The 23,371-nt window shown below is 58.4% G+C and carries 34 protein-coding genes; 30 read left to right on the top strand and 4 right to left on the bottom strand.

Annotated features, from left to right (window positions below; translation table 11 throughout):
• Positions 1–34 precede the first annotated feature (34 nt).
• The 27 genes from rpsL (at position 35) to QEV83_RS06515 (ending at position 16,415) form a co-directional block, all read left to right on the top strand.
• A complete protein-coding gene (gene rpsL / locus QEV83_RS06385; protein WP_135048778.1) occupies positions 35–406 on the top strand; it encodes a 30S ribosomal protein S12 in 372 nt (123 codons plus the stop codon).
• An 86-nt stretch (positions 407–492) separates the two neighbouring features.
• A complete protein-coding gene (rpsG, locus tag QEV83_RS06390) occupies positions 493–963 on the top strand; it encodes a 30S ribosomal protein S7 (RefSeq protein ID WP_280130384.1) in 471 nt (156 codons plus the stop codon).
• Positions 964–1,005: 42 nt separating this feature from the next.
• Positions 1,006–3,081: an elongation factor G gene (gene fusA, locus QEV83_RS06395; protein WP_280130385.1), complete on the top strand. Its 2,076-nt coding sequence runs from the start codon at positions 1,006–1,008 to the stop codon at positions 3,079–3,081.
• A 42-nt stretch (positions 3,082–3,123) separates the two neighbouring features.
• Positions 3,124–4,314, top strand: a complete 1,191-nt coding sequence (gene tuf, locus QEV83_RS06400) for an elongation factor Tu (RefSeq protein ID WP_280130386.1) — start codon at positions 3,124–3,126, stop codon at positions 4,312–4,314.
• 136 nt (positions 4,315–4,450) lie between these two features.
• Entirely contained in the window at positions 4,451–4,759 is a 309-nt protein-coding gene (rpsJ, locus tag QEV83_RS06405) for a 30S ribosomal protein S10 (protein ID WP_280130387.1), read from the top strand.
• Positions 4,760–4,835: 76 nt separating this feature from the next.
• The gene (gene rplC / locus QEV83_RS06410; RefSeq protein WP_280130388.1) at positions 4,836–5,561 is read left to right on the top strand and encodes a 50S ribosomal protein L3; all 726 of its coding nucleotides are present in this window, start codon (positions 4,836–4,838) and stop codon (positions 5,559–5,561) included.
• Positions 5,558–6,178, top strand: a complete 621-nt coding sequence (rplD, locus tag QEV83_RS06415) for a 50S ribosomal protein L4 (RefSeq protein WP_280130389.1) — start codon at positions 5,558–5,560, stop codon at positions 6,176–6,178. The genes rplC and rplD overlap by 4 nt, the downstream gene beginning before the upstream one ends.
• On the top strand, positions 6,175–6,486 hold the full coding sequence (locus tag QEV83_RS06420) for a 50S ribosomal protein L23 (RefSeq protein ID WP_280130390.1): 312 nt from the start codon (positions 6,175–6,177) through the stop codon (positions 6,484–6,486). The genes rplD and QEV83_RS06420 overlap by 4 nt, the downstream gene beginning before the upstream one ends.
• 24 nt (positions 6,487–6,510) lie before the next feature.
• Complete coding sequence (gene rplB / locus QEV83_RS06425) at positions 6,511–7,350, top strand: 50S ribosomal protein L2 (RefSeq protein WP_280130391.1); 840 nt, start codon at positions 6,511–6,513, stop codon at positions 7,348–7,350.
• Positions 7,351–7,354: 4 nt separating this feature from the next.
• Positions 7,355–7,633: a 30S ribosomal protein S19 gene (gene rpsS, locus QEV83_RS06430; RefSeq protein ID WP_280130392.1), complete on the top strand. Its 279-nt coding sequence runs from the start codon at positions 7,355–7,357 to the stop codon at positions 7,631–7,633.
• A gap of 14 nt (positions 7,634–7,647) precedes the next feature.
• A complete protein-coding gene (rplV, locus tag QEV83_RS06435) occupies positions 7,648–8,037 on the top strand; it encodes a 50S ribosomal protein L22 (RefSeq protein ID WP_280130393.1) in 390 nt (129 codons plus the stop codon).
• A gap of 10 nt (positions 8,038–8,047) precedes the next feature.
• A complete protein-coding gene (gene rpsC / locus QEV83_RS06440; RefSeq protein WP_280130394.1) occupies positions 8,048–8,770 on the top strand; it encodes a 30S ribosomal protein S3 in 723 nt (240 codons plus the stop codon).
• Between the two features lie 32 nt (positions 8,771–8,802).
• Positions 8,803–9,216, top strand: a complete 414-nt coding sequence (gene rplP, locus QEV83_RS06445) for a 50S ribosomal protein L16 (RefSeq protein WP_280130395.1) — start codon at positions 8,803–8,805, stop codon at positions 9,214–9,216.
• Positions 9,217–9,229: 13 nt separating this feature from the next.
• The gene (rpmC, locus tag QEV83_RS06450) at positions 9,230–9,436 is read left to right on the top strand and encodes a 50S ribosomal protein L29 (RefSeq protein WP_280130396.1); all 207 of its coding nucleotides are present in this window, start codon (positions 9,230–9,232) and stop codon (positions 9,434–9,436) included.
• Between the two features lie 57 nt (positions 9,437–9,493).
• Positions 9,494–9,733, top strand: a complete 240-nt coding sequence (gene rpsQ, locus QEV83_RS06455; protein WP_280130397.1) for a 30S ribosomal protein S17 — start codon at positions 9,494–9,496, stop codon at positions 9,731–9,733.
• Between the two features lie 96 nt (positions 9,734–9,829).
• Complete coding sequence (gene rplN, locus QEV83_RS06460) at positions 9,830–10,198, top strand: 50S ribosomal protein L14 (protein ID WP_280130398.1); 369 nt, start codon at positions 9,830–9,832, stop codon at positions 10,196–10,198.
• The gene (gene rplX / locus QEV83_RS06465) at positions 10,198–10,515 is read left to right on the top strand and encodes a 50S ribosomal protein L24 (protein ID WP_280130399.1); all 318 of its coding nucleotides are present in this window, start codon (positions 10,198–10,200) and stop codon (positions 10,513–10,515) included. Before rplN ends, rplX begins: the two co-directional genes overlap by 1 nt.
• A complete protein-coding gene (gene rplE, locus QEV83_RS06470; protein ID WP_280130400.1) occupies positions 10,508–11,224 on the top strand; it encodes a 50S ribosomal protein L5 in 717 nt (238 codons plus the stop codon). Before rplX ends, rplE begins: the two co-directional genes overlap by 8 nt.
• A gap of 41 nt (positions 11,225–11,265) precedes the next feature.
• Entirely contained in the window at positions 11,266–11,571 is a 306-nt protein-coding gene (rpsN, locus tag QEV83_RS06475) for a 30S ribosomal protein S14 (protein WP_280130401.1), read from the top strand.
• Positions 11,572–11,581: 10 nt separating this feature from the next.
• The gene (gene rpsH, locus QEV83_RS06480) at positions 11,582–11,980 is read left to right on the top strand and encodes a 30S ribosomal protein S8 (RefSeq protein ID WP_280130402.1); all 399 of its coding nucleotides are present in this window, start codon (positions 11,582–11,584) and stop codon (positions 11,978–11,980) included.
• A gap of 43 nt (positions 11,981–12,023) precedes the next feature.
• Positions 12,024–12,557 (top strand): 50S ribosomal protein L6, encoded by a 534-nt coding sequence (rplF, locus tag QEV83_RS06485; protein WP_280130403.1) that lies wholly within the window; start codon positions 12,024–12,026, stop codon positions 12,555–12,557.
• Between the two features lie 27 nt (positions 12,558–12,584).
• Positions 12,585–12,947: a 50S ribosomal protein L18 gene (rplR, locus tag QEV83_RS06490; protein WP_280130404.1), complete on the top strand. Its 363-nt coding sequence runs from the start codon at positions 12,585–12,587 to the stop codon at positions 12,945–12,947.
• A 72-nt stretch (positions 12,948–13,019) separates the two neighbouring features.
• Positions 13,020–13,589 carry a 30S ribosomal protein S5 gene (gene rpsE / locus QEV83_RS06495; protein WP_280130405.1) on the top strand — a complete coding sequence of 190 codons (570 nt, stop codon included), beginning with the start codon at positions 13,020–13,022 and terminating at the stop codon, positions 13,587–13,589.
• Positions 13,590–13,599: 10 nt separating this feature from the next.
• Complete coding sequence (gene rpmD / locus QEV83_RS06500; protein ID WP_280130406.1) at positions 13,600–13,827, top strand: 50S ribosomal protein L30; 228 nt, start codon at positions 13,600–13,602, stop codon at positions 13,825–13,827.
• On the top strand, positions 13,824–14,312 hold the full coding sequence (rplO, locus tag QEV83_RS06505; protein ID WP_280130407.1) for a 50S ribosomal protein L15: 489 nt from the start codon (positions 13,824–13,826) through the stop codon (positions 14,310–14,312). Before rpmD ends, rplO begins: the two co-directional genes overlap by 4 nt.
• A gap of 166 nt (positions 14,313–14,478) precedes the next feature.
• Positions 14,479–15,813, top strand: a complete 1,335-nt coding sequence (secY, locus tag QEV83_RS06510; protein WP_280130408.1) for a preprotein translocase subunit SecY — start codon at positions 14,479–14,481, stop codon at positions 15,811–15,813.
• Positions 15,810–16,415 carry an adenylate kinase gene (locus QEV83_RS06515; protein WP_280130409.1) on the top strand — a complete coding sequence of 202 codons (606 nt, stop codon included), beginning with the start codon at positions 15,810–15,812 and terminating at the stop codon, positions 16,413–16,415. The genes secY and QEV83_RS06515 overlap by 4 nt, the downstream gene beginning before the upstream one ends.
• Before the next feature lie 60 nt (positions 16,416–16,475).
• Here the strand turns inward: QEV83_RS06515 and QEV83_RS06520 are convergent, their stop codons facing one another.
• The 3 genes from QEV83_RS06520 to QEV83_RS06530 form a co-directional block, all read right to left on the bottom strand.
• A complete protein-coding gene (locus tag QEV83_RS06520) occupies positions 16,476–16,925 on the bottom strand; it encodes an Rrf2 family transcriptional regulator (RefSeq protein WP_280130410.1) in 450 nt (149 codons plus the stop codon).
• Positions 16,926–17,131: 206 nt separating this feature from the next.
• Positions 17,132–18,694 (bottom strand): hypothetical protein, encoded by a 1,563-nt coding sequence (locus tag QEV83_RS06525; RefSeq protein ID WP_280130411.1) that lies wholly within the window; start codon positions 18,692–18,694, stop codon positions 17,132–17,134.
• A gap of 58 nt (positions 18,695–18,752) precedes the next feature.
• A complete protein-coding gene (locus tag QEV83_RS06530) occupies positions 18,753–20,048 on the bottom strand; it encodes an adenylosuccinate synthase (protein ID WP_280130412.1) in 1,296 nt (431 codons plus the stop codon).
• A 251-nt stretch (positions 20,049–20,299) separates the two neighbouring features.
• Between QEV83_RS06530 and rpmE the strand changes: the two genes are divergently transcribed.
• From rpmE to QEV83_RS06545, 3 genes are all read left to right on the top strand, one after another.
• The gene (gene rpmE, locus QEV83_RS06535; RefSeq protein ID WP_280130413.1) at positions 20,300–20,530 is read left to right on the top strand and encodes a 50S ribosomal protein L31; all 231 of its coding nucleotides are present in this window, start codon (positions 20,300–20,302) and stop codon (positions 20,528–20,530) included.
• Between the two features lie 41 nt (positions 20,531–20,571).
• Positions 20,572–21,198, top strand: coding sequence for a ribonuclease HII (locus tag QEV83_RS06540; RefSeq protein WP_280130414.1), 627 nt, complete (start codon positions 20,572–20,574; stop codon positions 21,196–21,198).
• 201 nt (positions 21,199–21,399) lie between these two features.
• Complete coding sequence (locus tag QEV83_RS06545; RefSeq protein WP_280130988.1) at positions 21,400–22,515, top strand: site-specific DNA-methyltransferase; 1,116 nt, start codon at positions 21,400–21,402, stop codon at positions 22,513–22,515.
• Between the two features lie 12 nt (positions 22,516–22,527).
• On the opposite strand, the gene QEV83_RS06550 is transcribed toward QEV83_RS06545, so the two are convergent.
• On the bottom strand, positions 22,528–23,250 hold the full coding sequence (locus tag QEV83_RS06550; RefSeq protein WP_280130415.1) for a hypothetical protein: 723 nt from the start codon (positions 23,248–23,250) through the stop codon (positions 22,528–22,530).
• Positions 23,251–23,371 lie beyond the last annotated feature (121 nt).

Genomic DNA, 23,371 nt, shown 5'->3' on the forward strand with positions numbered 1-23,371 from the left:
GCCGCGCCAAACCTGAAGATTGAGAAAGTCCAGAATGCCCACGATCAGCCAGTTGATCCGTAAGCCCCGGCAGGAAAAGACGTATCGCGAAAAGGCGCGGCATCTCGGCGCCTGCCCGCAGAAACGTGGCGTCTGCACCCGTGTTTACACAACAACCCCGAAAAAGCCCAATTCGGCGTTGCGCAAGGTCGCCAAAGTCCGCCTGACCAATGGCTTCGAAGTGATCGGCTATATTCCCGGCGAAGGGCATAATTTGCAGGAGCACTCGGTTGTCATGATCCGCGGCGGCCGGGTGAAGGATTTGCCCGGTGTGCGGTATCACATCCTGCGCGGCGTGCTTGATACGCAGGGCGTCAAGAACCGCAAGCAGCGCCGTTCCAAATATGGTGCCAAGCGGCCGAAGTAAGTCTCGAGAGTATTCAAGCAATTGGGCAGCCATTTTTAGTAATGGCGCCTCTAATATCCTAGAATATTGGATCACGGAGCCTAACAATGTCGCGCCGTCACAGCGCCGAAAAGCGGGAAGTCATTCCGGATGCAAAATTCGGGGATGTTATTCTTGCCAAGTTCATGAACTCGATCATGTACGACGGCAAAAAGTCGATCGCTGAGGCGATCGTCTATGATGCCTTCGACATTATCGAGCAGAAATTGCGTTCGGAACCGCTTCCGGTCTTCAAACAGGCTTTGGAAAACGTGGCTCCTGCCATCGAAGTTCGTTCACGGCGGGTCGGAGGCGCTACCTATCAAGTGCCTGTCGAGGTCCGGCAGGAACGCCGCCAAGCGCTTGCTATCCGCTGGATCATCATCGCCGCACGCGCCCGCAACGACAAGACGATGGTGGATCGCCTGTCGGCCGAATTGATGGATGCCGCGAACAATCGTGGCAACGCGGTCAAGAAGCGGGAAGACACGCATCGGATGGCGGAAGCCAATCGCGCCTTCTCGCATTATCGTTGGTAAAGGCTCTAAGTTAAGCGGTTTTCCGCCCAAAGGAATATTGTCATGCCCCGCCGTCATCCGATCGAGGATTACCGAAACTTCGGCATCATGGCCCATATTGATGCGGGCAAGACGACGACGACCGAGCGGATTCTCTACTATTCCGGCAAATCGCATAAAATTGGCGAAGTGCATGACGGCGCCGCCACCATGGATTGGATGGAGCAGGAGCAGGAGCGCGGCATCACGATTACGTCCGCCGCGACGACGACATTTTGGAATGGCAAGCGGCTGAACATCATCGACACCCCGGGCCACGTCGATTTCACGATCGAGGTTGAGCGCTCGCTCCGTGTGCTTGATGGTGCCGTCTGCGTCCTTGACGGCAACCAAGGCGTCGAGCCGCAGACCGAGACGGTCTGGCGGCAAGCCGACAAATATAACGTGCCGCGGATCGTCTTCGTCAACAAGATGGACAAGATCGGCGCCGATTTCTTTCGCTGTGTCGAGGAAATCAAGACCAAGGTCGGCGGCCGTCCGGTATGTATCCAACTGCCGATTGGCTCGGAATCCGATTTCAAGGGCGTCATCGACCTCGTCCGGATGAAAGCCGTCGTTTGGGAAGACGAAGCGCTCGGGGCCAAATATTCCGATGCCGAGATCCCGGAGGATCTCAAGGCCAAGGCCGAGGAATACAGGCACATTCTTCTTGAAGCGGCCGTCGAGCTCGATGACGACGTTATGGCCGCCTATCTCGATGGGGTTGAGCCGGATGCCGATACCTTAAGGCGCCTTTTGCGCAAAGCGGTCCGGTACATTACCTTCGTTCCGATCTTATGCGGTTCGGCCTTTAAAAACAAAGGCGTGCAGCCCTTGCTCGACGCCGTCGTGGATTTGCTTCCTTCACCGGTCGACCGCGAGGCGATCAAGGGCGTCGATATGGACACCGGCGCCGAGGTGGTTCGCCTTCCGCGCGACGAAGACCCTTTTTCCATGCTTGCCTTCAAGATCATGGATGATCCCTTCGTCGGCACCATTACCTTCGCCCGCGTCTATTCCGGCCATGTCGAATCCGGCACCACCGTGTTGAATTCGACCAAGGACAAGAAAGAGCGGGTGGGTCGCATGCTTCTTATGCATGCGAACAACCGCGAAGACGTTAAGGAGGCCTATTCGGGAGACATTGTCGCCCTGGCTGGGTTGAAGGATACGCGGACCGGGGACACGCTTTGCGACCTCAACAAGCCGGTGATCCTGGAGCGGATGGAATTCCCCGAACCGGTGATCGAGATCGCGATCGAACCGAAATCCAAGGCCGATCAAGAAAAACTCGGCGTCGCCTTGTCCAAGCTCGCGGCGGAAGATCCGTCCTTCCGGGTCTCGACCGACCAGGAATCCGGGCAAACCATCTTGAAGGGCATGGGCGAACTCCATCTCGACATCAAGGTCGATATTCTGCGGCGCACCTATAAGGTCGATGCCAATATCGGCAAGCCGCAAGTCGCCTATCGCGAAAAGCTGACGCGGCGGGTCGAGATCGACCATACCCATAAGAAGCAGACCGGCGGTTCCGGGCAATTCGCGCGGGTCAAGATTGTCTTCGAGCCAAGCGAAGCGGGCTCGGGCTCGAGTTTCGAGAGCAAGGTCGTCGGCGGCACGGTGCCAAAGGAATTTATTCCCGGCGTCGAAAAAGGCATCAACAGCGTCATGGGAGCGGGCGTTCTCGCGGGCTTCCCCGTCGTCGATGTCAAGGCGACTTTGGTCGATGGTGCCTATCATGATGTCGACTCATCGGTGCTTGCCTTCGAAATTGCAGCGCGCGCGGCGTTCCGCGAAGCGATGCAAAAGGGCGGCTCGGTCCTGCTTGAACCGATCATGAAGGTCGAGGTCACCACACCCGAGGACTACACCGGCGCGGTTATGGGAGACCTCCTCGGCAGGCGCGGGCAGGTGCAGGGGCAAGACATGCGCGGCAATGCGGTCGTCATCAATGCGATGGTGCCGCTCGCCAATATGTTTGGCTATGTCAATGAGTTGCGGTCCTTTAGCCAGGGCCGTGCCAATTACACGATGCAATTTGATCACTATGAGCAGGTCCCCGCAGGCGAAGCCGGGAAGATTCAGGCCAAATACGCCTAACCTTCGATTGAACGCGTGCGAGAATCCTAAAGGAGCCGGATAATGGGCAAGGAAAAATTTCAGCGGACAAAACCGCACTGTAATATCGGTACGATCGGTCACGTCGATCATGGCAAGACGTCGCTGACGGCGGCAATCACCAAGGTCTTGGCCGAAACGGGCGGGGCGGTGTTCACGGCCTATGATCAAATCGACAAGGCGCCGGAAGAGAAGGCGCGCGGCATCACGATCTCCACGGCGCATGTCGAATATGAGACGAAGAACCGCCATTACGCTCACGTCGATTGTCCCGGCCACGCCGACTATGTGAAGAACATGATCACCGGCGCCGCGCAGATGGACGGCGCGATCTTGGTCGTCTCGGCGGCTGACGGCCCGATGCCGCAAACCCGCGAGCATATTCTCCTCGCCCGCCAAGTCGGCGTTCCGGCGCTCGTCGTTTTCATGAACAAAGTCGATATGGTCGATGACGCCGAGCTTCTCGAACTCGTCGAACTCGAGGTTCGCGAACTTTTGTCGAAATATGATTTCCCTGGCGATGATATTCCAATCACTCAGGGCTCGGCACTTTGCGCGCTCGAAGGCAAGCAGCCGGAAATTGGGCACGACGCCGTGTTGAAGCTGATGGAAACGGTTGATGCTTATATTCCTCAGCCCGAGCGCCCCGTCGATCAGCCGTTCCTAATGCCCGTCGAAGATGTGTTCTCCATTTCCGGCCGCGGTACCGTCGTGACCGGCAGGGTCGAGCGCGGGATCGTCAAGGTCGGTGAGGAAATCGAAATCGTGGGCTTGAAGCCGACGGTGAAAACAGTTGTGACCGGCGTCGAAATGTTCCGCAAGCTCCTCGACCAGGGACAGGCCGGCGACAACATCGGCGCGCTTTTGCGCGGCACCAAGCGTGAGGACGTCGAGCGCGGGCAAGTCTTGTGCAAGCCGGGTTCTGTGAAGCCGCACACGAAGTTTAAGGCGGAAGCCTATATTCTGACCAAGGACGAAGGCGGCCGTCACACCCCCTTCTTCACCAACTACCGGCCGCAATTTTATTTCCGCACCACTGATGTGACTGGCGTTGTCACGTTGCCGGAAGGGACCGAGATGGTGATGCCGGGCGACAATGTGACGATGGATGTCGAACTGATCGTTCCGATCGCGATGGAAGAAAAGCTTCGCTTCGCGATCCGCGAAGGCGGCCGTACCGTCGGTGCGGGCGTTGTCGCTTCGATCACGGAGTAGTTTGGAATTCGTTTTTCGCGAATTTTGTTGAATGATGTCCGCCTTGCCGCCTCCCTTGGGGGCGTCAGGCGGGAAAACGAGGATCGGCGAGTGCCGTTTTGGGAAAGTCCAGAACAGCCGGCAGGGATGATTTGAGATGAACGGCCAAAATATTCGCATTCGCCTCAAGGCGTTCGATCATCGAATCCTCGATTCCTCGACAAAGGAAATCGTGTCCACGGCGAAGCGGACGGGAGCGCATGTCCGCGGTCCCATTCCGCTGCCGACGAAGATCGAAAAGTTTACGGTCAACCGTTCGCCGCACGTCGATAAGAAGTCGCGCGAACAATTCGAAATCAGGACGCATAAGCGGGTTCTCGATATCGTCGATCCGACACCGCAGACGGTGGATGCATTGATGAAACTCGATCTCGCTGCCGGCGTCGACGTGGAAATCAAGCTTTAGGCACTGCCTGGCTTGTTGAAATGAGAAATATCCCTGCCGGCCACCAGGCCAGCCGAGGGATCGTGAGGGAATAAACATGCGATCAGGTGTCATCGCGCAAAAGCTCGGCATGACCCGCATCTTCACCGGTGCTGGTGAACATGTGCCGGTCACTGTGTTGAAGCTTGGCGGCTGTCAGGTCGTGGCCCACCGGACCAAGGATCGCAACGGCTACACGGCTGTTCAGCTTGGTATCGGCCGGGCGAAGGTGAAGAACGTTTCGAAAGCCGAGCGTGGCCGCTTCGCGGTCGCCACCGTCGAGCCGAAATTGAAGCTTGCCGAATTTCGCGTCGAGGAAGATTCCCTGCTTCCGGTGGGCGCTGAAATTACCGCGGATCATTTCGTCATCGGCCAGTTCGTCGATGTCACAGGGACGAGCACCGGCAAAGGCTTTGCCGGTCCGATGAAGCGGTGGAATTTCGGCGGCCTCCGCGCCACCCACGGCGTCTCGATTTCGCATCGGTCGCATGGTTCGACCGGCGGCCGTCAGGATCCCGGCAAGACCTTCAAGAACAAGAAAATGGCCGGTCATCTTGGTGCCGAACGCGTGACGACGTTGAATTTGCGGGTTGTGGAGCTTGATATCGATCGCGGGCTCATTCTTGTCGAAGGCGCGGTTCCCGGAACTTCGGGCAGTTGGATTTATGTGCGTGACGCGGTGAAAAAGGCGCTTCCAAAAGACGCGCCGAAGCCCGGTAAATATCGTATGGCGGACGCCGTTGCCAGTGGCGCGTCCGTGGAAGAAACGGGAGCCACCGCGTGAAGATCGACATCACCAACTTTGACGGCGAAGCCGCCGGTTCGATTGACCTCGACGATGCCATTTTTGGCCTCGTGCCGCGTGAGGATTTGATTGCCCGCATGGTGCGCTATCAGCTGGCCAAACGCCGCGCTGGAACACATCAAACCCAAGGCCGCTCGGACATCGCGCGCACGGGCAAGAAATTATACAAGCAGAAGGGCACGGGCTCGGCGCGGCACGGAGCGGCCAGCGCGCCGCAGTTTCGCGGCGGCGGGCGGGCGTTCGGCCCGGTCGTGCGGTCGCATGCGCATGATCTGCCGAAAAAGCTGCGCGCGCTCGCGCTCAAACATGCGCTTTCCGCCAAGGCCCAGGACGGCGCGATTATCGTGTGGTCCGAGGCGCGTGCCGAGGATTCCAAGACCAAAACGCTGAAGGAAAGTTTTGCCAAGCTTGGTTTGACCAATGCGTTGATCATCGATGGCGCAACCCCGGAAGCCAACTTCCGTCTCGCGGCGCGCAACATCCCGGAGATCGACGTCCTCCCTGTCCAGGGCATCAACGTCTATGACATTCTCCGCCGCAAAAAGCTGGTCTTGACCCAAGCGGCCATCGATGCATTGGGAGCGCGTTTCAAATGAGTACGGCAAAATTCGCGCACGACGCCACGCATTTCGACGTGATCATCTCCCCGGTCATTACCGAAAAGGCGACGATGGCGTCGGAGGCAAACCAGGTTGTTTTCAAGGTTCGCAAGACTGCGACAAAGCCCGAGATCAAAGTGGCGGTCGAGCGGCTTTTCGATGTTAAGGTGGACGCGGTCAATACGCTCGTCCGCAAGGGCAAGCGAAAGACCTTTAAGGGAACGCGCGGTGTGCAGTCCGACTTTAAGAAGGCAATCGTGACCCTCGCCGAGGGCCATAAGATCGATGTTACGACCGGGCTCTAAGAATATGATGCGAGGAACGCGCCCATGGCACTGAAATCATTCAAACCCGTCACGCCGGGGCTGCGCCAGCTGGTCATCGTCGATCGCAGCGGCCTCTACAAGGGCAAACCCTTAAAGCAGCTGACCGAGGGCAAGAGCTCGAGCGGCGGGCGTAACAACAATGGCCGCATCACCGTCCGCTTCCGGGGTGGCGGTCACAAGCAAAGCTACCGGATCGTCGATTTCAAGCGGCGTAAGCTTGATATTCCAGCGAAAGTCGAGCGGATCGAATATGATCCCAACCGGACCTCTTTCATTGCGCTCATCCGCTACGCCGATGGGGAGCTTTCCTATATCATCGCGCCGCAGCGCCTGGCGGTCGGCGACGAGGTCGTTTCCAGCATGCAGGCCGACGTCAAACCCGGCAATGCGATGGCCTTGGCCAATATCCCAGTCGGCACGATCGTCCACAACGTCGAAATGAAGATCGGCAAGGGCGGCGCCATGGCGCGCTCAGCCGGCACTTACACCCAAGTCGTTGGACGCGACGAAGGCTATGTGATTGTTCGTCTCAATTCTGGAGAGCAGCGGCTCATCCACGGCCAGTGTTTCGCAACCGTGGGCGCTGTCTCCAATCCCGATCACATGAATATTTCATTGGGAAAGGCCGGCCGTAGCCGCTGGCTCGGACGCAAGCCCCACAATCGCGGCGTGACCATGAACCCCGTCGATCATCCGCACGGCGGCGGCGAAGGCCGCACTTCCGGCGGCCGTCATCCCGTCACTCCCTGGGGCAAACCGACCAAGGGAAAAAAGACGCGCAGCAACAAATCCACAACCAAATTCATCGTGACCTCGCGTCACAAGAGCAAGAAGAAGGGCTGATCCCATGGCTCGGTCAATCTGGAAAGGCCCGTTCGTCGATGGTTATCTGCTTAAGAAGGCAGAGGCCTCCCGTAACTCAGGCCGGTCTGAAGTCATAAAAATCTGGAGCCGCAGGTCGACGATACTGCCGCAGTTCGTCGGCCTGACCTTCGGAGTTTATAATGGCCATAAACATATTCCGGTCTCCGTAACCGAAGATATGATTGGTCATAAATTCGGTGAATTTTCACCGACGCGAACCTTCCACGGTCATGCGGCCGATAAAAAAGCCAAACGAGGCTGAGAGAGACCTAAGTCATGGCCAAGGAAAAAGCGCCGCGCGCGCTCAAGGACAATGAAGCGAAGGCGGTTGCCCGCATGCTGCGGGTCAGCCCGCAGAAGCTCAACCTTCTTGCGCAGTTGATCCGTGGCAAGAAAGTGGAGACGGCGCTTGCCGATCTCGAATTTTCGCGCAAGCGAAGCGCATTTGACGTGAAAAAGACCTTGGAGAGCGCGATTGCCAATGCCGAGAACAACCACAATCTCGATGTCGACGACCTTGTCGTTGCCGCGGCTTTTGTCGGCAACGGAATGGTGCTGAAGCGCTTCAGCGCCCGCGCACGGGGCCGTTCCGGCCGCATCCATAAGCCTTTCGCGCATTTGACGATCGTCGTGCGCGAAGCCGGCGCCGCCGCGTCTCAGGCCTGAGGAGAAAACGATGGGACAGAAAGTCAATCCAATCGGCCTGCGGCTCGGCATCAACCGGACCTGGGATTCGCGCTGGTTCGCCGACAGGGCCGAATATAGCAAGCTGCTACACGAAGACATGGCGATTCGCGCGGTGCTGGTGAAAACCTTAAAGCAGGCAGCGATTTCGAAGATCATCATCGAGCGGCCGCATAAGAAGTGCCGCGTGACGATCCATTCGGCGCGCCCCGGGGTCGTAATCGGCAAGAAGGGCGCGGATATCGACAAGATCCGCAAACTCGTCGCGAAGATGACGGAATCCGAAGTCCTCATCAACATCGTTGAGGTGCGCAAACCGGAGGTCGACGCAACACTCGTCGCCGATTCGATCGCCCAGCAACTCGAACGCCGTGTGGCCTTCCGCCGGGCGATGAAACGGGCCGTGCAATCGGCGATCCGGCTCGGCGCCGAAGGCATCCGGATCAATTGCTCGGGCCGTCTTGGCGGTGCTGAAATCGCACGGCTTGAATGGTATCGCGAAGGCCGCGTGCCTTTGCATACTTTGCGTGCCGACGTCGATTACGGCACTGCGACGGCGCATACGGCCTATGGCACTTGCGGGATCAAGGTCTGGATCTTCAAAGGTGAAATTCTTGAGCATGATCCCATGGCGCAAGACAAGAAAATGGCAGAACAAGATCATTCCGGCAGCGGCGGCGGTGAACGGCGTCGCCGTGACCGCGATGCCGCCTGACCTCGCCCTCGCGCTAAATTAGAGTTTGAACCATGTTGCAACCGAAGCGAACAAAATTCCGGAAAGCCTTCAAGGGCCGCATTCGCGGTGCCTCGAAAGCAGGCTTTGAACTGAATTTCGGTCAGTTCGGTCTGAAAGCACTTGAGCCGGAGCGGATCACCGCGCGCCAAATCGAGGCCGCGCGGCGTGCGTTAACGCGCCATATGCGCCGCGCCGGACGCGTCTGGATCCGGATTTTCCCGGATGTTCCTGTCTCGAAAAAGCCAACGGAAGTCCGCATGGGCAAGGGCAAGGGCGCGCCTGAGTTCTGGGCGTGCAGGGTCGCGCCGGGGCGTATCATGTTCGAGCTAGACGGCGTCCCGCCCATTGTCGCGCGGGAGGCGCTTTTGCTGGCCGCCGCGAAGCTTCCAATCAAGACACGTTTCATCGAACGGATTGTCGAGTAAGGGAGGCGTGGCCATGAAACAGAAGCAGCGTTTGTCCGATCTCAAGGTGATGTCCAAGGATCAGCTTGAGCAGGAATTTTTGAATCTGAAGAAAGAGCAGTTCAATCTGCGCTTTCAGCGCGCCACCGGACAGCTCGAAAATACCGCGCGGGTGCGGGTCGTGCGCCGCGATATCGCGAGAATCAAGTCACTTGCCGCGCAGCAAACGGCAAAAGCCTAACATTGGAAATTTGGAAATCTAACGCAATCGCTTGTGTTGAAAGACGGATTGAAGATCATGCCGAAGCGAATTCTCCAAGGCGTCGTTGTCAGCGACAAGCAGGACAAGACGGTCGTCGTCAAAGTCGAGCGGCGTTTTACGCATCCGCTGTTGAAAAAGACGGTGCGGCGGTCAAAGAATTATCACGCGCATGACGAGGTCAAGGCCTACAAGGTCGGAGACACGGTATCGATCGAGGAGACGAAACCGATCTCGAAGCTGAAGCGCTGGATTGTTGTCAGCGCCGCAGCGAAATAACGGTTGAATCGTGGGGAGGCGAAGAGCCTCCCGGCCCACGAAGTCCGGCTGGCTGTGCCGCCACTGGAAACCGTCTGGGAAGAAAGGTTTAAGACGATGATACAGATGCAAACCAACCTCGACGTCGCCGACAACTCCGGCGCGCGCCGCGTGATGTGTATCAAGGTGCTTGGCGGTTCGAAGCGCAAATACGCGGGTGTCGGCGACATTATTGTCGTGTCGATCAAGGAGGCGATTCCGCGCGGGCGTGTCAAAAAGGGCGACGTCATGAAGGCGGTCGTCGTGCGCACCGCCAAGGACATCAAACGCGCCGATGGTTCGGTCATCCGCTTCGATTCGAACGCGGCGGTTTTGATCAACAACCAGTCGGAACCGGTCGGCACCCGCATTTTTGGTCCCGTGCCGCGCGAATTGCGCGCCAGGAACCAGATGAAAATCATTTCGCTTGCGCCAGAGGTGTTGTGATGGCGGCAAAAATCAAAAAAGGCGACCGTGTCGTGGTCCTCACCGGGCGCGACAAGGGCCGTTCGGGAGACGTTCTCTCGGTCAAGCCCAAAGAAGAACGGGCGATCGTGCGCGGAATCAACACCGTGAAACGTCACCAGAAGCAAACCGCCAGCCAGGAAGCGGGGATCGTCACCAAGGAGGCCCCGATCCACTTGTCGAACCTCGCGATCGCCGATCCGAAGAATGGCAAGCCGACCCGTGTGGGATTCAAGATTTTGGATGATGGACGCAAGGTCCGTTACGCCAAGCGCTCCGGAGAATTGATCGATGGCTGAGTCGAAGACAGGCAAGGGCGGCGCCAAGGGCGCGGGCAAACCCGCTGCCAAGGACGCCGCCAAGGAAGCGCCGAAGGCTGCTAGCAAGGCTAAGAAACCGCCGCGCGAGGACGCTGGAGTGTCAGGGGCTGCGGGCACAGCGGAATCCTTCGCGCCGCCGGCGGACTATGCGCCTCGGCTTAAGAAACATTACGAAGAGGTCGTGCGGCCGCGGCTCATCGAGCAATTTGGTTATAAAAACCGTTTCGAAGTGCCCGGCATCGAAAAGATTGTGCTCAACATGGGCGTCGGCGAAGCGGTGAACGACACCAAGAAGGTCACCCTTGCGGCGGCGGATCTTGCCCTGATTGCCGGCCAGAAGCCGGTTATTACCCATGCCCGCAAGGCGATCGCGACATTCAAGGTGCGCGAAAACATGCCAATCGGCGCAAAGGTGACTTTGCGCAAGACTCGCATGTACGAGTTTCTCGACCGCCTGATCACGATTGCCCTGCCGAGGGTCCGGGATTTTCGCGGCCTCAACCCGAAGAGTTTCGATGGCCATGGCAACTATGCCATGGGGATCAAGGAACATATCGTGTTCCCCGAAATCGACTACGATAAGACCGAAAGCATATTGGGTCTCGACGTCATCGTTTGCACGACGGCGAAATCCGACGATGAGGCGCGCGCCCTGCTGGGCGCCTTCAACTTCCCGTTCCGGCAGTGAAACCGGTGTGTTTCAAACGCGGACACCAGAGGTAAAGATTTATGGCCAAGAAAAGCTCGATTGAAAAAAACAATCATCGTATGAAGCTGGTCAAGCAATATGCGGGCCGTCGCCGGCGCTTGAAAACCCTCGCGAACAACGAGGCCTTGACCATGGAGGAGCGCTTCGCGGCGCGCCTTAAGCTTTCCGAATTGCCGCGGAATTCCTCCGCTGGGCGAATCCGCAACCGTTGCGAAGTCAGCGGCCGGCCGCGCGGCTTTACCGGCAAAATGCGACTGTCACGCATCGCGCTGCGGGAATTGGGCTCGAAGGGCCTGATCCCCGGCCTCGTCAAGTCCAGCTGGTAGGAGGCGGATCATGTCCATGAACGATCCGCTAGGTGACATGCTCACCCGCATCCGCAATGCGCAAATGCGCCGTAAGGGCAAGGTGCAGACGCCAGGATCGCGTCTGCGCGCACATGTGCTCGACGTCTTGCAGTCGGAAGGTTATATTCGCGGTTATTCGACGACCGAATATGGCAATGGCCGCACCGAATTTGAAATCGAATTGAAATATTCGGACGGCACGCCGGTCATTCGCGAAATCGAGCGTGTGTCGAAGCCGGGACGCCGTGTCTATGCGGCGGTCGATGCCATGCCGCGTGTCGCGAACGGTTTGGGCGTGACCATCGTTTCCACCTCGAAAGGGGTCATGGCGGATCATGCCGCGCGCGAGGCGAATGTCGGCGGCGAAGTTCTCTGCAAGGTGTTCTAAACGCAGGGTCTTCTATTAAAGAGAAGAACCAGGAAAACAGATTATGTCACGTATCGGAAAGAAACCGGTTATTATACCCGCCGGGGTCACGGCCAAAGTCGAGGGACAATCCATTGCCGTCAAGGGCGGCAAGGGGGAGCTCTCCTTCGTTGCGCCCGAGCATGTGAGCCTGGCTTTTGCCGACAACAAGATCGCGGTGACGCCACGCAACGACAGCAAGCAGGCGCGCGCGATGTGGGGAATGACGCGCTCGATCGTCGATAATCTCGTGACCGGCGTCTCGAAAGGGTTTGAGCGCAAACTTGAGATCACCGGCGTTGGCTATAAAGCCGCGGTCGCGGGCAAAAACCTGCAGCTTTCACTCGGCTACAGCCACGACATCAGTTTTCCGATCCCGGCCGGAATCGCGATCGTAGCCCCGAAGCCGACCGAAATTTCGATCACTGGTATCGATAAGCGGCAAGTTGGGCAGACGGCCGCCGAAATCCGCGCCTTGCGTCCGCCCGAGCCCTACAAAGGCAAGGGGATCAAATACGCCGGTGAATTTATCTTCCGCAAGGAAGGCAAGAAGAAGTAATAAAGTCAAAATCCAGGATTGGGCAGCATGGCAAAGGACAATAAAACCACGAACCGCCGTCAGGCACGGGTCCGCCGTTCCTTGCGGGCGCATGCCTATGGCAAGCCGCGGCTGACCGTTTTCCGCTCCTCGAAGCAGATCTATTGCCAGATCATCGACGATGCCTTGGGCCGGACTCTTGCCGCCGCATCATCCCTCGAGAAGGCTGAGCGGGAGGTTTTGAAAACCGGCGCAACCGTTGAGTCGGCGAAGATCATCGGCCAGCGGATTGCCGAGCGCGCGGCGCAAGCGGGAATCAGCGAAGTCGTTTTCGACCGCGGCGCTTACATCTATCACGGACGGGTCAAGGCGCTGGCGGAAGGGGCTCGCGAAGGCGGGCTTAAATTCTAAAGCGCGCGGCGAACGAGATCACCGCCGCGCGGCATATCGAACACAAGGCGAATTTGGAAATGGAACAGACTCATGGCGCGTGAAGGGGAAGGCGGCCGCGGCCGCGACCGCGAGGATCGCGATAGCGAGTTCATGGATCGTCTGGTCCATATCAACCGCGTCGCCAAGGTGGTGAAGGGAGGCCGCCGGTTCGGCTTTGCCGCGCTCGTCGTCGTCGGCGATCAGAAGGGCCGGGTCGGCTACGGTCATGGCAAGGCGCGCGAGGTTCCCGAAGCGATCCGCAAAGCGACCGAGTCGGCGAAGCGTTCGCTCGTCCGCATTCCCTTGCGGGAAGGCCGGACCCTCCATCATGACGTTCACGGGCGTCATGGGGCCGGACGCGTCGTGCTGCGCGCGGCGCCCGCAGGGACCGGGATCATCGCAGGCGGCCCGATGCGCGCCATTTTCGAAACGCTCGGCATGCACGACGTCGTCGCCAAATCGCAAGGTTCCTCGAATCCCTACAACATGGTCCGCGCGACATTCGACGCCCTGCAAAGGGAAGATTCACCCCGCGCCGTCGCGGCGCGCCGCAATATCAAGGTTTCCGCTCTGCAGGCGCGCCGCCAAGGTGGTGACGCTGAAGCACCCAGCGAAGCGTGAGGAACAGATTATGACTTCCAGCACCCAGGCCCGGGTCATCGTCGAACAGATCAAGAGCCCGATCGGACGCCCTGCTTCGCAACGCGCGACGCTCATCGGGCTTGGTCTCAATAAGATTGGCCGCCGATCCTCTCTTGAGGATACGTCCGCCGTGCGGGGTATGATCGCCAAGGTGGCGCATCTCATTCGCGTCGTCGACGAGACCGCCGCAGATGGCGAAGTGAGGACAAAGTCATGAATCTAAACGAAATCGCCGACAATCCCGGCTCGTCCCGCCCGCGTATGCGGGTCGGACGCGGGATCGGGTCTGGCAAGGGCAAGACTTGCGGGCGTGGCGTGAAGGGACAGAAGGCCCGGACCGGCGTCGCGATCAAGGGGTTCGAGGGCGGTCAGATGCCGCTGCACCGGAGACTGCCGAAGCGCGGCTTCCGCAACCCGTTTTCGATCCACTACAATGAGGTCAATCTCGGCCGCATTCAAGCGGCAGTTGACGCGGGCAAGCTCGACCCCAGCGCACAAGTGACGCTCGAATCGCTCATCGCTGCTGGCGTCTGCTCCAAACCGCTCGACGGGGTTAAGATCCTCGGCAACGGGACGCTCGCGGCAAAGCTTTCATTCGAAGTGGCGGCGGCGTCGAAGAGCGCCGTGGCGGCGATTGAAGCCGCCGGCGGCTCGATCGTGTTGTCACGCGTGCAAACCGGAGCCGCGGAGGCGGAGGCGTAAGGCCATCCCGACGCTGAGGCGGCGCTTATCACACACAGTGCAAGCGGAATTGTCTCGGATATCGTTGGCCAAACAAAGGTTGATCTTGCGAAGCATTTGGGACCCTTGACCCTTTGGAAGATAAACGAGAAAACATTCGGGCATCTTGGTGCCAAGGGAGCAGTACATGGTATCGGCGGCGGAACAGCTCGCGGCGAATATAAATTGGGGCGCTTTCGGCAAGGCCGAAGAGCTCAAAAAGCGCATCTATTTCACGCTCGCGGCGTTGGTTATTTATCGTCTGGGAACCTACATCCCCTTGCCGGGAATCGACCCCTCTGTTTTTGAAAAGAGTTTCACGGGCAACCGCCAAGGTGTCCTTGAATTGTTCAATATGTTCGCGGGCGGTGCCGTCCAGCGCATGGCGATTTTCGCCTTGAACATCATGCCCTATATCTCCGCCTCGATCATTATCCAGATGCTGACATCGGTGTTTCCGACATTGGAAGCTCTGAAGAAAGAAGGCGAATCCGGGCGCAAGGTCATCAATCAATATACGCGGTATCTGACGGTCGTTCTTGCCGCCTTCCAGGCCTATGGCATCTCCGTAGGCCTCGAGGGACAGGCCGGCGTGGTGCTTGAGCCGGGGCTCTTCTTCCGCATCTCCACTGTGCTGACCTTGATGGGCGGCACGATGTTCTTGATGTGGCTCGGAGAACAAATCACCTCGCGCGGAATTGGCAACGGGTCCTCACTGATTATTTTCGCGGGCATCGTCGCGGCATTCCCGTCGGCGATCGTCAATACTTTGGAACTCGGCCGCCAAGGCGCGATCTCAACGGGGCTCATTATCGGCGTGATGGTGATGTCGATCGGCGTCGTCGCCTTCATCGTGTTCATGGAGCGCGCGCAACGGCGTGTTCTGATCACCTACCCCAAACGTCAACAGGGCAATAAAATCTACGAAGGCCAAACGTCTTTTCTGCCGCTGAAACTTAACACGTCCGGCGTCATACCACCGATTTTCGCATCGTCGCTTTTGCTGCTGCCTGTCACCATCGCCAATTTCTCGCAAAGCCAGGGCGGCACCGGCATTCTCGCAATGGTGACCACCTATCTCGGGCACGGCCGCCCGCTCTATATGGTCGCCTATGTCGGGTTGATCGTCTTTTTCGCATTTTTCTATACCGCCATCGTCTTCAACCCGACGGAGACCGCGGACAATCTCAAGAAACATGGCGGCTTCGTCCCTGGCATCCGGCCGGGCGAGCGCACCGCGCAATATATCGATATGATCCTCACCCGCATCACAGTGATCGGCGCGGCCTATCTCGCCGTCATCTGCCTCCTGCCGGAAATGCTGATCTCCTATGCGGCGTTGCCATTTTATTTCGGCGGAACCTCGCTTCTTATCGTGGTCAGCGTCACCATGGATACGGTCGCTCAAATCATGGGCCATCTGCAGGCCCATCAATATGAGGGGCTTGTAAAGAAATCAAAATTGCGGGGAAAACGTAGATGAGGCTGGTTCTTCTTGGGCCGCCCGGCGCTGGAAAAGGCACTCAGTCGGCGCGTCTCACGGAGAAATATCGCATCCCTCAATTGTCAACAGGAGACATGTTGCGCGCGGCGGTCAAAGCCGCGACGCCGGTCGGGCTGGAAGCAAAAGCGGTCATGGACAAAGGCGGTCTCGTCCCCGACGAGACGGTGGTCGGGATTGTCGCTGACCGAATCGAAGCGCCGGACGCCAAAGGCGGCTTTATCTTGGATGGATTCCCCCGCACCGTCGCTCAAGCCGAGGCCTTGGCCAAAATGCTGCGCGCCAAAAATATGGAACTCGATGCCGTCGTCGAACTCAAGGTCGACGACGCGGCATTGCTTGCCCGGATCGTCAATCGCGTGAAGGAGACGCTGGCGTCCGGGGGAACGGTGCGCGCCGATGATAATCCCGAGGCCTTCAAAGTCAGGCTCGATGCTTATCACGCGCAGACGGCACCCGTTTCTGATTTTTATGCAAAGAACGCCCTCTTGAAATCGGTCGATGGAATGGCGCCGGTCGATGCCGTCACCCATGCGATCGATGATATACTCGAAAGCTCTCGCCGGCCGGCTCAGACCAGCTGAGGGTTAAGACGTCAAGCGCTACAGCTCTTCCTCCGGCTTGCCGCCTGTCCCATTGCGCCTTCAAATGCAATACATAAGATTTTCTTCCTCGCTCTCGGCGAGCAACCGCATCTCCGCCAGCGTCCGGTTGTCCAGCACAGTCGCGATCGCATTGCGTGCTTCGAGCATGATCAGGCGAACGCAGCAATTTTTTTCGTCCAGACAATCGTCGCACCGCCGGTAGGAATTCTTACTGGCGCAGGCGATCGGAGCGAGCGGTCCGTCAAGGACGCGGACAATGTGACCGACCTTAATGTCATGCGCCGGCCGGGCGAGGGTATAACCTCCGCCTTTGCCTTTTTTCGAAAAAACAAAGCCGGCGTTGCGGAGCTCCCCGAGAATGGTGTCGAGAAATTTTTTCGGGATTTCATTCGCGTTCGCGATATCGTTCACGAGCGTCGCTTCGCCCACGGGGCGGCCAGCAAGGTGGACCATGGCTTTCAAGCCATATTTCCCTTTTTTCGTGAGCATTCAGTCCTCGATCGCCAATTTCCACTGTCCCGCAAAGCAGAACTCCAACGCGGGTGCTGATCCCACATAATATTGATCCAGTTCCTCAATATCCACAAGTTTTATAGTCTTTGCTAGTGGCCCCGGCCCCCGCGCACCATAGAGAGGTTAAGGCGCCGGGCTGCGTCCACCAATCGCGCGGCACCTTAAAAAACAAGGGAGAATGGCTACCGCGCCTGCCAGGACGCCATCGCATCATCGATCGCGATCCGCCCCGACGGTCCTTTTTCAAAGGTGAGTTTCGCGATGTGGCCATCGGCAAGGACAATTGGAATATCGAACCATTCGCGCGAACGGAGAAGGTCAAGATTGGCGGCCTCGCCAGCGCCACGGCTAAGACCGATAAGGAAAGAATTTTCCGTGACAGGGACGGTAATTCCCATCAACGCTTCGCCCGTAGGGGTATCTTCGCGCCGCATCAGCACAGTGACCTGCTTGATATTCGCCAATGGACTTCCCGCCGGCACGGAAAAGTTCAGTTTGATGGTGTGGGATGCCGGCAGCGAGCTGTCAAAATTCTTTTGAATCACCATCGCCGCCTGCAGATTCGCGTCCGGTATGTCAACTTCGGCGCGAACCGCCATGCTCAAAGGCTCGTCGGGACCATTGCTGACATTATCGACCCGCCAGACAACCGTGCCGAGAACCGTCTTTACTTTGGATTGTTCCTCCGGTGCCTCCATCAGCAGTGCGGCCCGCCGGGCAACCGAAATGGCGGGATTTCCGGATTCAGCGCCAGCTTTCGCGGCCTCGCTGCGTTCCCCGGTCGAGGATGTTGCTGATGATCCGGGGGTCGCGGTGCCGGTATCAATACGATCCACGATCTTGCCGCTGGGGGCAGTCTCTCCCTGAACCATTGCGGAGGGTTGCAAACGCACCAGATCCTCGGGGCGGTCACGCAGCCTGTACGCAGCGGCGGCGACGAGGACGACGACCAAGCCCACAATGCCAACAACAATACCAACGCGCTTGGCTGCGCTGCGGTCTCTTTCGGCGTGCGGCGCGAAGGGATATTGCGCTTCGAGCCGCATCGTTGACGATGGTTCATAACTCCCATCGCTCGGGCCAATCGCTTCCGGGGCGAGCGTTTCAACGAACGGCGCGTCCCCTGCCCCGGATGTTTCCTCGCCTATCGGAGGCCGGACTGGCGCCAGACCTTGTGTCCCCTCCCGCGATGAAGGCGGCTTCGGCGCAGAAAAAGGCGCCGGCGAATCGCCTGGACCTGAAGGTGGCAGCGGTCCGGCGAGATTAGGGGCCGATCCCGGCCGTGGCGGCCGGATAGGCCAAGCGGACGGGGCTGCGCCAGGGGGATCCCGGCGGACTTTGATGGGAGTGCGAGGCGGCAATGGAGACGTGAGCGTCCGTTTTGCAGCCGGCCCTGGCTTATCCGTTCCGGGCGGAGTGGAGGCGGACGGCAGCTGCCTTCTTGGCTCGCGCGGCGGCGCCATTGGACCTGCCGGCGGTCCCAATCCGCTGAAATCCGTTCCAGGAAGAGTTTTATCTATTTCCGGGCTATATCGCGCCGTCAATTCCGTTTCAATCTGGGCGACGGCCCGTTCCAGCGATTGCGCCTCGCGTTCGATCGCGTCCTCTGGCACCGGAGGGTCAAGATTGCGCAATTGACCGTAAAGCGCCCGGCGCGCGCGTTCATAAACGGCCTGGCGTGCTTCGGGAGTCGAATCCGGCAAGCCTGCGACGGCCTTGGCAAGAAGCGGGTAGTAGTCAGCCATTTCGGCTTGAGAGCATTTGAACGGCCTTCCGTCAATCCCGCCTTGAAAATTTGCTCAATCAGTCGCGGAAAGGATCGTAAACCAGGATCGTATCGGCGCGCTCGGGGCTCGTGGAAAGAAGCGCCACCGGCGCCTCGATTAGCTCCTCGATCCGCCGTACATATTTGATGGCCTGCGCCGGAAGCGCGGCCCAAGAGCGCGCGCCAGCCGTCGGACCGTCCCACCCCTCGATTGATTCATAAACCGGAACCACCCTGGCCTGCGCCGCTTGGCTCGCCGGCAGCCGGTCGACGCGCTTTCCGTCAAGCGTGTAGCCAACGCAGACTTTGATCTCTTGAAATCCATCAAGCACATCGAGCTTTGTCAAAGCGATTCCGTCGATCCCGGAGGTTTTGACGGCTTGGCGCATGAGAACCGCATCGAACCACCCGCACCGCCTGCGCCGGCCGGTGTTGGTTCCAAACTCATGGCCCCGGTCACCGATCCGCTCGCCCACCGCATCGGCAAGTTCAGTCGGAAAAGGCCCCCCGCCGACCCGCGTCGTATAGGCTTTGGCAATTCCCAGGACATAGCCGATCGCTTTCGGGCCAACGCCCGATCCGGTCGAGGCATTTCCGGCGACCGTGTTCGACGAGGTCACGAAAGGATAGGTGCCATGATCCACATCGAGCAACGCACCCTGCGCGCCCTCAAAGAGGATACGCTTGCCGGCCCGCCGCGCTGTTTCGAGCAGGTCCCAGGTCGCGTCCATATAGGGAAGGATTTTGCCAGCGACGCTGTCGAGTTCGGCCCGAACGGCTTGCGCGGTGACCGGCTCAAGCCCGAGACCCTTTCGAAGAGGCTCGTGATGGGCCAGCAGCCGGGCGATTTTTTGATTCAAAGTGTCCGGTTCGGCCAAATCCATGAGCCGGATTGCCCGGCGGCCAACCTTATCTTCATAGGCGGGACCGATACCGCGCTTGGTGGTGCCGATCTTCAACGCTTCGCCGCTGGCCGACTCGCGATGCGCGTCAAGCTCCCGGTGCAGACCCAGGATCAGCGTCACATTCTCGGCGATCTTCAGATTTTTCGGGGAAATCTCAACGCCTTGTGCCGTGAGCATCGCAACCTCCTCCACAAAATGATGCGGATCGAGAACGACGCCATTGCCGATGATCGAGAGTTTTCCCGGCCTCACGATGCCGGAGGGCAACAGAGTGAGCTTATAGACCTTTTTGTCGATGACGAGCGTATGCCCAGCATTGTGGCCGCCTTGAAAGCGGACCACAATATCGGCCTCCAGCGACAGCCAATCGACGATCTTGCCTTTTCCCTCGTCGCCCCATTGGGCGCCGACCACCACCACATTCGCCATCGAACTCAGTCGCTTTGTGCGGCGGCCTCGAAAGGTTTACGGAGCCGCCAAAAATAAGCCCGGCGCAACCGCAACGGTCGCACCGGGTCCATTGCGGAAACGGGGTACACTTTTGCACGGCCGGAGTAAAGCTTTGTCCGGTCCAAAAGCTTGTATAGAGGGAGTGGTTGGGCTATAGGGCGGCATAAATATTCAGCCCATCGAAGACGTTGCGCGCGGGCGGCTGCGGACCGAACTCAGAGGACTTTTCAATGAAACCCGGTATTCACCCCCAATATCACATGATCAAAGTGGTCATGACCGACAAAACCGAGTTTTTCACCCGCTCGACCTATGGCAGCCCGGGCGACACGCTGAACCTCGACATCGATCCGACGACCCATCCGGCCTGGACCGGCGGCTCGCAGCAATTGCTCGATCGCGGCGGCCGTTTGTCGCGCTTCAATTCGCGGTTCGGCGGTCTCAGCTTCGGCAAGAAATAAGCGCCTCAGATCAAGCTGCCTGCTGAACGGCGCGTCAAGCCATGGGCCAGCCGCGAAAACCAGATTTTCGTGTCGAGCGGGCCTTGCTGAAGCGCGGCATTTGGCCGGTCGCGGGAATCGATGAAGCCGGACGCGGCCCCCTCGCGGGACCAGTCGCCGCCGCCGCCGTCATTCTCGATCCGCGCCGCCTGCCGCGCGGTCTCAACGATTCAAAGCAGCTTACACCCGAGGACCGCGACCGCCTCTATGAGGACATCCTGCGGCATGCCCTCGCCGTGGCGGTTGCCTTTGCAACGGCGGCGGAAATCGACCGCCTCAATATACGCCAGGCGAATTTTTTGGCCATGCGGCGGGCACTAAGGGCGCTTCCAATGGCGCCCCGCCATGTCCTCATCGACGGCAATGATCTGCCGCCCGATCTTTTCCAGCCCGCCGAGACGATCATCAAGGGCGACACCCTCAGCGGATCGATCGCCGCCGCCTCCATCATTGCCAAAGTTAGCCGCGACCGTCTCATGCGGCGTCTATGCGTTCATTACCCCGTCTATCGGTTCAGCACGCATTTTGGCTATGCCACGAAAATCCATCTCGCGGCGATCGCCGAGCACGGGCCCTGCCCTTTTCACCGGTTGAGTTTCCGGCCTTTCGCCGCCAGTCAACGCATCTAATCCTCCGCACGTGCGAAAAAGGGACAGTCGCGCGTTTGCCCCTTAAACCCGGTCTTTACCCCACCTAACGCAGACTCCTCGCAGGATGACGAATGTTCGCTCGTCCGGGCCGCCCTTCGCGGCTCCTCGCGGTGCGTACCGGTTCAGTTCATGCGTAGCCAACGTGCCGGGGCGCCCGGCCGGATGTCCCAGATCAAGGTAATGCGTACTGGGATTTTGCCGGCGCGTTCCGCCACGCTGCGCCTCGATACCATCGCCGTCGGCGATTGTCTCACCGAGATGGCCAAACTGCCGCCGGAATGCGTCGATCTTGTCTTCGCCGATCCGCCCTACAATCTGCAACTCGAAAGCGTCCTCTCGCGGCCCGACCAAAGCCTCGTCGATGCCGTCGATGACGATTGGGACAAATTCGCGAGCTTTGCTGATTACGATAACTTTACCAGATCCTGGCTTGCCGCCGCCCGCCGCGTCATGAAGAACGACGCGACGATTTTCGTCATCGGCTCCTATCACAATATTTTCCGGGTCGGTTCGATCCTGCAAGACCTCGGCTTTTGGATCTTGAACGATATCATCTGGCGAAAAGCCAATCCGATGCCCAACTTTCGCGGGCGGCGCTTCACCAATGCGCATGAGACACTCATCTGGGCGGCGAAAAGCGCCTCCGCCAAAAACTATACATTCAACTATGAATTGCTGAAGGCCGGCAACGAGGATTGCCAAGTCCGCTCCGATTGGTTTTTCCCGCTTTGCACGGGCGCTGAGCGTCTGAAAGATGCGTCCGGCCGCAAGGCGCATCCAACGCAAAAGCCGGAGGCTTTGTTATCTCGCATCCTGCTCGCCGCCTCGCATAAGGGCGATGTCATTCTCGATCCGTTTTTCGGCTCGGGGACGACGGGCGCCGCCGCGAAAAGCCTTGGGCGCTCGTTTATCGGCATCGAACGCGACGCGGCCTATGCCAAGGCGGCCCACGCCCGGCTTCAATCCATCGCCGCTCTTCCGGCGGGCGCCATCGAGATGGTTCCAAACAAGCGCTCCGAACCGCGCATTGCTTTTTCCACGGTCGTCGAAGCGGGACTGATCCGGCCCGGCGAGATTCTCACCGACGAGAAAAAGCGCCATAGCGCGCTGGTGCGCGCGGAGGGCACAGTGTCCATCGGTGCCATCACCGGCTCGATCCACAAGATCGGCGCCCTGGCGCAAGGCCTGCCCGCGTGCAACGGCTGGACTTTTTGGCACTGCGAACGCGAAGGCAGGCTCGCCCCCATCGATGCCATGCGCGCAACGGTGCGGGCAAACCTGCGGCAGGGAAGTTGAAACGACAAATTTTCAGGTGTGATTATTCGCCGTTTTCTTCAAAGCAACTTTGTCAAGGTTCCCCATTACATACGCGGAACCACTATCCGATAACCGGTAATAAAACGTGTCGGCTTCGCGACTGCCGCATTCTATGAGTTCTTGTCGAAGCAAGCTTTCAAGAGACGCTCTTGCCGCTAATTTAGTATACCCTAACCTATCCAAACCATTTACTATACGAGAATAAGATAGCCAGTGCGCTTGAGCAGCTTGGTTCTCAAATATTACACAGAGAGTGGTAAAATCAAGGGCAGATAAATTATCAGACTGCGCAACTGAAGGAGCGGCTAACATTGTCTCAATTTTGAGCTCTCTTTCCTGAATTGCAATAAATCTCTCAACTATGTTTTCCTTGAGCGAATTAAAATCGCTAGGAGAAGATGTTTTATACCTTATTATTTTGCGATGCTGAACATCGAACGGGAACTTTGTTCGCTCATACGAACAGACGATACAAATCGGCTTTTGTGCACAAATTGCATATCCAAACTCGAACCATACATTGGGGTTATCAAGACTGATATCGACAAAGCAAACTGCCGAATCTTTTATTTCACTCTCTATATGTTGGATGGGTATAGATGCACCCGGGTCACGGTCTACTCTATAGGCGTCGAAGCCAGCATTTTCGATAGCTTCCTTATATACCTCATCGAATCGCTTATCGAATTCTCCTTCGTCGAAAGGCTGCATCACGAAACATCGCGCCATCTTCATTCCTTTTTCGACTCAGTTGAAGGTTAAGGATGAAACATAATCCTCACCGATATACCTCATCGAATCGCTTATCGAATTCTCCTTCGTCGAAAGGCTGCAT

Origin of the sequence: Methylocapsa sp. D3K7 (assembly GCF_029855125.1) — a bacterium.
Classification (GTDB): Bacteria; Pseudomonadota; Alphaproteobacteria; order Rhizobiales; family Beijerinckiaceae; genus Methylocapsa.

Excerpts from the sequence above, each read along its gene's own strand:
- rpsH (WP_280130402.1), top strand. The coding sequence starts at position 11,582 with ATGTCCATGAACGATCCGCTAGGTGACATGCTCACCCGCATCCGCAAT.
- QEV83_RS06420 (WP_280130390.1), top strand. The coding sequence starts at position 6,175 with ATGAGTACGGCAAAATTCGCGCACGACGCCACGCATTTCGACGTGATC.
- rplF (WP_280130403.1), top strand. The coding sequence starts at position 12,024 with ATGTCACGTATCGGAAAGAAACCGGTTATTATACCCGCCGGGGTCACG.
- rplE (WP_280130400.1), top strand. The coding sequence starts at position 10,508 with ATGGCTGAGTCGAAGACAGGCAAGGGCGGCGCCAAGGGCGCGGGCAAA.
- rplO (WP_280130407.1), top strand. The coding sequence starts at position 13,824 with ATGAATCTAAACGAAATCGCCGACAATCCCGGCTCGTCCCGCCCGCGT.
- QEV83_RS06545 (WP_280130988.1), top strand. The coding sequence starts at position 21,400 with ATGCGTACTGGGATTTTGCCGGCGCGTTCCGCCACGCTGCGCCTCGAT.
- QEV83_RS06525 (WP_280130411.1), bottom strand. The coding sequence starts at position 18,694 with ATGGCTGACTACTACCCGCTTCTTGCCAAGGCCGTCGCAGGCTTGCCG.
- rpmD (WP_280130406.1), top strand. The coding sequence starts at position 13,600 with ATGACTTCCAGCACCCAGGCCCGGGTCATCGTCGAACAGATCAAGAGC.
- rpsJ (WP_280130387.1), top strand. The coding sequence starts at position 4,451 with ATGAACGGCCAAAATATTCGCATTCGCCTCAAGGCGTTCGATCATCGA.
- rplN (WP_280130398.1), top strand. The coding sequence starts at position 9,830 with ATGATACAGATGCAAACCAACCTCGACGTCGCCGACAACTCCGGCGCG.
- rpsL (WP_135048778.1), top strand. The coding sequence starts at position 35 with ATGCCCACGATCAGCCAGTTGATCCGTAAGCCCCGGCAGGAAAAGACG.
- QEV83_RS06540 (WP_280130414.1), top strand. The coding sequence starts at position 20,572 with ATGGGCCAGCCGCGAAAACCAGATTTTCGTGTCGAGCGGGCCTTGCTG.
- rpmC (WP_280130396.1), top strand. The coding sequence starts at position 9,230 with ATGAAACAGAAGCAGCGTTTGTCCGATCTCAAGGTGATGTCCAAGGAT.
- rpsE (WP_280130405.1), top strand. The coding sequence starts at position 13,020 with ATGGCGCGTGAAGGGGAAGGCGGCCGCGGCCGCGACCGCGAGGATCGC.
- rpsQ (WP_280130397.1), top strand. The coding sequence starts at position 9,494 with ATGCCGAAGCGAATTCTCCAAGGCGTCGTTGTCAGCGACAAGCAGGAC.
- rpsG (WP_280130384.1), top strand. The coding sequence starts at position 493 with ATGTCGCGCCGTCACAGCGCCGAAAAGCGGGAAGTCATTCCGGATGCA.
- rpsS (WP_280130392.1), top strand. The coding sequence starts at position 7,355 with ATGGCTCGGTCAATCTGGAAAGGCCCGTTCGTCGATGGTTATCTGCTT.
- rplR (WP_280130404.1), top strand. The coding sequence starts at position 12,585 with ATGGCAAAGGACAATAAAACCACGAACCGCCGTCAGGCACGGGTCCGC.
- QEV83_RS06515 (WP_280130409.1), top strand. The coding sequence starts at position 15,810 with ATGAGGCTGGTTCTTCTTGGGCCGCCCGGCGCTGGAAAAGGCACTCAG.
- fusA (WP_280130385.1), top strand. The coding sequence starts at position 1,006 with ATGCCCCGCCGTCATCCGATCGAGGATTACCGAAACTTCGGCATCATG.
- secY (WP_280130408.1), top strand. The coding sequence starts at position 14,479 with ATGGTATCGGCGGCGGAACAGCTCGCGGCGAATATAAATTGGGGCGCT.
- rpmE (WP_280130413.1), top strand. The coding sequence starts at position 20,300 with ATGAAACCCGGTATTCACCCCCAATATCACATGATCAAAGTGGTCATG.
- tuf (WP_280130386.1), top strand. The coding sequence starts at position 3,124 with ATGGGCAAGGAAAAATTTCAGCGGACAAAACCGCACTGTAATATCGGT.
- rplX (WP_280130399.1), top strand. The coding sequence starts at position 10,198 with ATGGCGGCAAAAATCAAAAAAGGCGACCGTGTCGTGGTCCTCACCGGG.
- rplP (WP_280130395.1), top strand. The coding sequence starts at position 8,803 with ATGTTGCAACCGAAGCGAACAAAATTCCGGAAAGCCTTCAAGGGCCGC.
- rpsN (WP_280130401.1), top strand. The coding sequence starts at position 11,266 with ATGGCCAAGAAAAGCTCGATTGAAAAAAACAATCATCGTATGAAGCTG.
- QEV83_RS06520 (WP_280130410.1), bottom strand. The coding sequence starts at position 16,925 with ATGCTCACGAAAAAAGGGAAATATGGCTTGAAAGCCATGGTCCACCTT.
- rplV (WP_280130393.1), top strand. The coding sequence starts at position 7,648 with ATGGCCAAGGAAAAAGCGCCGCGCGCGCTCAAGGACAATGAAGCGAAG.
- rplC (WP_280130388.1), top strand. The coding sequence starts at position 4,836 with ATGCGATCAGGTGTCATCGCGCAAAAGCTCGGCATGACCCGCATCTTC.
- rpsC (WP_280130394.1), top strand. The coding sequence starts at position 8,048 with ATGGGACAGAAAGTCAATCCAATCGGCCTGCGGCTCGGCATCAACCGG.
- rplB (WP_280130391.1), top strand. The coding sequence starts at position 6,511 with ATGGCACTGAAATCATTCAAACCCGTCACGCCGGGGCTGCGCCAGCTG.
- QEV83_RS06530 (WP_280130412.1), bottom strand. The coding sequence starts at position 20,048 with ATGGCGAATGTGGTGGTGGTCGGCGCCCAATGGGGCGACGAGGGAAAA.